The organism is Acinetobacter sp. CIP 102136, assembly GCF_000369685.1.
Lineage (GTDB): Bacteria > Pseudomonadota > Gammaproteobacteria > Pseudomonadales > Moraxellaceae > Acinetobacter > Acinetobacter fasciculus.
This window is the reverse complement of the sequence record NZ_KB850144.1, coordinates 1-6657: the sequence shown is the minus strand read 5'-3', so window position 1 is coordinate 6657 and position 6657 is coordinate 1. Positions and strand designations below refer to the sequence as shown.

4 protein-coding genes and 4 pseudogenes are annotated in these 6657 nt (G+C 38.5%); 3 read left to right on the top strand and 5 right to left on the bottom strand.

The features are described from left to right. Positions 1 to 143: 143 nt before the first annotated feature. Positions 144 to 257, top strand: a pseudogene (locus F893_RS18450) (TetR family transcriptional regulator); the annotation flags it as partial. 76 nt (positions 258 to 333) lie between these two features. On the opposite strand, the gene F893_RS15265 reads toward F893_RS18450, so the two are convergent. The 4 genes and pseudogenes from F893_RS15265 to F893_RS15260 form a co-directional block, all read right to left on the bottom strand. Continuing rightward, on the bottom strand, positions 334 to 927 hold the full coding sequence (locus F893_RS15265; protein WP_005253101.1) for a thiol:disulfide interchange protein DsbA/DsbL: 594 nt from the start codon (positions 925 to 927) through the stop codon (positions 334 to 336). Positions 928 to 1104: 177 nt separating this feature from the next. Then, positions 1105 to 1244 (bottom strand): annotated as a pseudogene (locus tag F893_RS18445) (cation transporter); the annotation flags it as partial. Between the two features lie 87 nt (positions 1245 to 1331). Then, positions 1332 to 1448 (bottom strand): annotated as a pseudogene (locus F893_RS18475) (hypothetical protein); the annotation flags it as partial. A gap of 698 nt (positions 1449 to 2146) precedes the next feature. Then, complete coding sequence (locus tag F893_RS15260; protein WP_005253100.1) at positions 2147 to 2851, bottom strand: IS6-like element IS1006 family transposase; 705 nt, start codon at positions 2849 to 2851, stop codon at positions 2147 to 2149. Positions 2852 to 3454: 603 nt separating this feature from the next. Between F893_RS15260 and F893_RS15255 the strand changes: the two genes are divergently transcribed. Beyond that, positions 3455 to 5074: an oleate hydratase gene (locus tag F893_RS15255; protein WP_004726755.1), complete on the top strand. Its 1620-nt coding sequence runs from the start codon at positions 3455 to 3457 to the stop codon at positions 5072 to 5074. Positions 5075 to 5341: 267 nt separating this feature from the next. Further along, positions 5342 to 6400, top strand: a complete 1059-nt coding sequence (locus F893_RS15250) for a 2,3-butanediol dehydrogenase (RefSeq protein ID WP_004281883.1) — start codon at positions 5342 to 5344, stop codon at positions 6398 to 6400. Positions 6401 to 6570: 170 nt separating this feature from the next. Here F893_RS15250 and F893_RS17945 read toward each other — a convergent pair. After that, a pseudogene (locus tag F893_RS17945) lies at positions 6571 to 6657 on the bottom strand (IS6 family transposase); the annotation flags it as partial.

Below are 6657 nucleotides of genomic sequence, written 5' to 3'. Positions count from 1 at the left end.
CGCGACTCATGAGTGCTCGGTTATATGCGGGCCAATTGGTTGTGCGGTAGATTTTGTGTGTAGGCTTCTTCATTTGAAAATTATATCGCTGAAAAAGCCTTTACAGATAGGTTTGTGCAACAAAGCCATCCACGATTCATATTCAATCCCATGACTTTAAAGCGCAAAGCGTGTTGCAGATGCAGCTCTTATTCCGAGGAATTTTACACTGGTATCGCCCGCCGATAGAAACACCAGATCCGGCAGTCAGGACGTAAATAACCATTCCTCCAGTTTAAATAAAAAAACCTGCAGATTCGATGCAGGTTTTTTTTAGAGATAATCAATCGCGTCTTATTTGGCTTTACGCTCTTTTTCAATCAGGTAATTTACCACCTGAATTACTTTGGCATCATTGCCCTGCACAATATATTTACCATTCACGGTCACCGCTGGTACACCGCTTAACTGATATTGAGCAGTCAAATTTTTTGCCTGAGCAATTTTTGACGAAATCGGGAATGATTTATAAGTCGTGTTAAATTTCTCTTCAGAAATACCATAACGGGTATAGAACTTGGCCAATTGTGCCTGTTCTAAAATTGGACGCTGCTTGTCATGAATATCATGGAATAACTGTAAATGTGCTTTTTGACGCACACCCAGGGCTTCTGAAACATAATAAGCACGTGCAGCCTGTTCCCAAAGCGGGTTCATTGCAGCAGGTGTACGTACAAAACGGATATCTTTGGGTAATTTTTTCAACCAGTCCTGCATATGCGGTTCCAACGTGAAACAGTGACCACAGCCATACCAGAAGAATTCACGTACCTCAATTTTGCCCGGTTTTTCGACTTTGACTGGTTTTGCGACCACAAAATTGGCCATAGCATTGCCTGAAAAGGCCAAAACAGATGCGGCAACAGCTCCTAAAAGGAATTTTTTCATTGGGATTATCGTCCTCTAAATCATTATGCTTAGTGTATGGGTTCACTATAAATCAATTATGCCGGTTCCGTTTTCATGCTGCGAACTTTTGTGCTATCAGAACCGCTACATTAAAGTATGCGACTGATTTTAAGTCAGTTAATATGGCCATTCGACCGCTATGTGTTTTTAGATAATCACAAAAGTTAAACTTTGAGTAATAAAAACGGTTATAATTTCTACGATTAAAACGTAGTGGTCAAACCTACAGTAAATATTAGCTTCTTACTATTCTCTTCAGTAACAGCCGCGTGGCTCTGAGAATGATCTTCTGACATACAATAGTTTCCTTATTCTATTTACGATTAGCTGAGAGACTTGAGTAAGCCTCAATATTTCTGCTAAAAATTGCTTACTATAATTGGTCAAGAAGCTTTCTTTTCATTTATCCACCGGGACAATATTGGTAATAAAACCAACATAAGAAGGGTTGATGAGATAATTCCTCCAATAACCACATTTGCTAGTGGGCACTTTACTTCTTTCTCCAATTCCAATGCCTCCCTAACTAATTAGAGAGTTTTAAGCATTATTACATGAATCTTTCCAGTACTATTGTTGCAAATATACTAAGTTGCATATTTATTCCTGCCTATGTATAGGAGCATATGTAACCCTAAAGTTTAAAATAGTCTTTTCGGATTATTTAAAAATTTGAAAATGGTAAAGAATAAATTAAAAACAATAAATATATTTATCATTCGATTTAAAAAAATTAATTAATCTTAGTTACACCATACTAAAAATAACTAATTTTTAGTTTTCCTAGTTATATGTGCTTCATTATAATTTTGAATTAATTCTCTTCACACCCTTTGCTTTTTTCATTGTTAATTATTTCTAAATTTTTCTCTAAGAAACGAAGTCCCCCATCAGCAAAACTACTGGTTGAAAAAACTATAGTAAAAATAACTAAAACAATCTTCATATATATATTATTGAATCTAATCATATCTTGGACCAAAAAATAATTTCTTCATATACTAATTCCTAGATATATACACCTAAATGACAACCAAATTACAAATTTGTAATTTTGTTAAGGTTTGTCCTAAAAAAAATAAATTAATACTATTTTAACAAAGATAAGTCGTTGCTGAAAAATTTGAATTGTAAGGGATTTAATTAGGCACTGTTGCAAATAGAGATTTGAGTCGATGATGTTCCCTTTAAAAAGTACTTAGAGACCGAAAACCCTGTTGATTAGACACACTTCACCCTGAGGCTGACCATAATAAAATGACGATGCTTGTCCTTTACGTAGTGCACGCATGACTTCAATACCTTTAATTGTGGCATAAGCCGTCTTCATAGATTTGAATCCTAATGTGGCCCTGATGATCCGCTTTAGCTTGCCATGATCACATTCAATCACGTTATTTTTATACTTAATCTGCCTGTGCTCAAGGTCTGGTGGACATTTACCTTCCCGTTTTAACCGTGATAAAGCACGTCCATATGTGGGTGCTTTATCCGTGTTGATCACTTGTGGAATTTGCCACTTCTTCATATTATTTAAAATTTTTCCAAGAAAACAATATGCTGATTTGGTATTACGTCTAGAAGAAAGATAAAAATCAATGGTATCGCCACGTTGATCGACTGCACGATACAGATAAGACCATCGTCCATTCACTTTTACATAGGTTTCATCAATATGCCACGAGCTCAGATCTGTAGGATTACGCCAATACCAGCGTAAACGTTTTTCTATTTCAGGAGCATAACGTTGAACCCAACGGTAAATAGTCGTGTGATCAACATTCACACCCCGTTCGGCCAGCATTTCCTGCAGTTCACGATAGCTAATGCCATATTTACAATACCAGCGCACAGCCCAAAGAATGATTTCGCCCTGAAAATGCCGACCATGGAAAGGATTCATATGCTGCACCTTTAGCTAAAACAGTCTTCAACTTACCATTCGTGGTTATTTGCAACAGTGCCACTTGGGTGGTCTGCCTTTAGCTGGAACATGCTTCTGCAATTGCTCAACCATTTAAATAAAAGGTTGACCATGAGATGCCTGTATATCGCTTAAACTGTGTTTCAGAAAGCTTCTTTGAATCAATGTATTTCATCCGCAGATTATGCACGAATGCTAAGAAAATTAGAGTACAAATATCAATCAAAAAGGTGCTCGTTTTTTGATTTATGAAAGAGATCTATTATTCAATTATATCTTTTAATGATCAATAGAAAGCCTAGTTTCAAACACATTCTTCAGACACAAACAAATATGATCAAAATAGAGTGATTACTCTATAAAATAATAAAATCAATTACTTAAATCATATTTTATTTTAAAAAAATACAAATGTGTATTAAAAATAACCATTACTTACATTTTTTTGATTACAAAATATAATGAGTAAATTGCTTCCCATTTCATACATTTTTCATATATAAAAAGTCATACTATTTTTAAGGTTTTTCTAAATCACATTTTATACTTCATAGTTTTTAACATCATTATTAAAGGTGAACCATGCAAAAGAAGAAGCGCACCCCATTAGACGCACAACAGTCCCATCTTTGGATTATTGGTGGTGGTATCGCAGGTATGGCTGCTGCTGCATTTGCAATCCGTGATGCCAAAGTCCCTGCCAAAAATATCCATATTTTAGAAGAACTCGATATTTCAGGTGGTTCGATGGATGGTGGACATACACCGCATGCCGCGCAAGCTTGGGTAACACGTGGTGGGCGAATGCTGACCGATGAAACTTATTTGTGCCTATGGGACTTATTTTCCAGTATTCCATCTTTGGAAAATCCAGACATTTCGGTGCGTGAAGAATGTCGTGAGTTTAATGAAAAAGTGAAAACCCACGCCAATGCACGGTTGATTGATGCCGAACATGTCATTGCGGATGCAGCAAAGCTTGGTCTGAATACGCTACATCGTGCACAGATGCTGCGCCTATTAGCTTCAAAAGAAGAAAAAATTGGCAGTCGCCGCATTGATGAGTTTTTTGATGAAACCTTTTTTGAAACCAATTTCTGGCGCATGTGGCGCACGACTTTCGCTTTTCAAAAATGGCACAGTGCAGCAGAGTTAAGACGCTATTTCTTGCGTTTTATTCAAGAATTGCCACGCATTCATACCTTAGCGGGTGTGAAACGTACCAAGTACAACCAATATGACTCGATGATTCTGCCCCTACAGCGTTGGTTAGTCGCACAAGGCGTCGATGTGCGTTTTGGACACTATGTCACAGATGCAGACTTCATTACCAATGCTGAAACTCAAGAACGCTACGCTTCACGCCTATATGTACAATTGCCTGAAGGCTCAGAGCAAATTAATCTGAAAGCCAATGATTTAGCTATTTTCACTTTAGGCTCTATTACAGCAGACTCACGTTATGGCGGTAATCATGACGTGCCTGCCCTTATTCGTCATCGAGAAGATCATGGCTGGACGCTTTGGGAAACGCTGGCACAAAAAGCCCCAGACTTTGGCCGTCCAATGACTTTTTATGGCAATGTCGATGAACATAAGTGGGAGTCTTTCACTCTGACCATGAAAGATGACGTGCTACTTAAACGTATTATTGACTATACAGGCAATGAACCAGGCACAGGCGCACTCATGACTTGGTATGAGTCGGGTTGGCATTTATCCATCGTGGTTCCTGCACAGCCACACTTTGCCGACTTACCTGAAGGTTTATATACCTTATGGGGCTACGGTTTCCAAATTGACCATATAGGCGATTACATCAAAAAACCAATGTCCGAAGCCACGGGGCAAGAAATCCTAACAGAACTGATTAAACAGCTCGGTTTTGACGACATTTTAGATCATGTTTTGGCAACGACTGATGTTACTACCGCCATGATGCCATACGCCTCTGCCCTATTCGCCTGCCGTAAACCGGGGGATCGTCCACAGGTAATTCCACAAGGCTCACAAAACTTTGCTTTCCTTGGACAGTTTGTGGAAATTGAAGATGACGTGGTCTTTACTGTGGAATATTCAGTTCGTGGGGCGATGCTTGCCATTTATGAATTTTTTGGGGTGGAACGTGAAATCCCTGAAATTTACAACGGTCTACTTGATCCCAAAGTGGGTTTAAAAGCTTTAGAAACAGTGTTCCACTAAGTTTTTAATATATAGCGATAAGAGCACCTTTATGTCGCCACTATTACATAGTTTAATTTAAGCAACGTTTGGATACACGAGTGTGGCAGGGATGCCACACGTTATCCATCATAATAGGGATGTTATGTATGGGTAACAAAGGCTTTTGCTTTCTTTTGGCTTATCAAAAGTAAGGGTATTGCCTACACAAACACCTTTTATACTTTATTGAAAGTTGAGGCCGTGTACGCACTGGTTTACCGTTAACATCAATATAAGGAATATAAAATGAAAGCAGCTCGTTTTTATGACCGAGGGGATATTCGAATTGAAGATATCCCTGAACCGAAAGTACTTCCAGGCACAGTTGGAATTCAAGTTGCGTGGTGTGGTATTTGCGGTACAGATTTACATGAATTCATGGAAGGTCCTATTTTTATTCCACCTTGTGGTCACCCACACCCAATTTCGGGAGAATCTGCACCTGTAACAATGGGACATGAATTTTCAGGCGTGGTTTATGCAGTTGGAGAGGGTGTAGATGATATCCAAATTGGGCAACATGTCGTAGTTGAACCCTACATCATTGCTGACGATGTGCCGACTGGCCCCAATGATAAGTATCATTTATCAAAAAATATGAACTTTATTGGTTTAGGCGGACGCGGTGGTGGTCTTTCTGAAAAAATTGCAGTTCAGCGGCGTTGGGTACATCCTATTTCAAATGATATTCCTTTAGACCAAGCAGCATTGATAGAACCTTTATCTGTCGGTCATCATGCCTATGTCAGAAGTGGCGCAAAAGCTGGCGATATCGCACTGGTTGGTGGAGCAGGCCCAATAGGCTTACTTTTATCTGCTATTTTAAAGGCTAAAGGTCTCACGGTCATCATTACTGAACTGAGTGCAAAACGTAAAGAAAAAGCGATAGAAGCGGGTGTTGCCGATTATGTACTAGACCCATCTAAGGTTGATGTAGTTGCTGAGGTAATGAAAATTACAGAAGACCGCGGTGTAGATGTCGCTTTTGAATGTAGTAGTGTCAATAAAGTCATGGATACACTCGTTGCAGCAATGAAACCAACTGGTGTAGTCGTTATCGTTTCTATTTGGAGCCATCCTGCCACAATTAATGTGCATAGTGTGGTGATGAAAGAGCTAGATATTCGTGGCACGATTGCTTATGTAAATGATCATCAGGAAACTATCCGTTTGGTTGAGCAAGGTAAGATTAATCTAGAACCTTTTATTACCCAACGGATTGCATTAGATGATCTTGTTTCTAAAGGCTTTGAAACATTGATTCATAATAATGAGTCTGCTGTAAAAATTATTGTTCATCCGTAGTAACGCCTAATTTGAACGACTAATTTGAATAAACTAGAAATAAACTCTATGTAGCTATTTCTAATATCTTTATAGATAGGGAATGAGTCTGTACGTACAGATTCATTCTCAAATTTACGGCACTGTTGCAAATAGAGATTTGAGTCGATGATGTTCCCTTTAAAAAGTGCTTAGAGACCGAAAACCCTGTTGATTAGACACACTTCACCCTGAGGCTGACCATAATAAAATGACGATGCTTGTCCTTTACGTAGTGC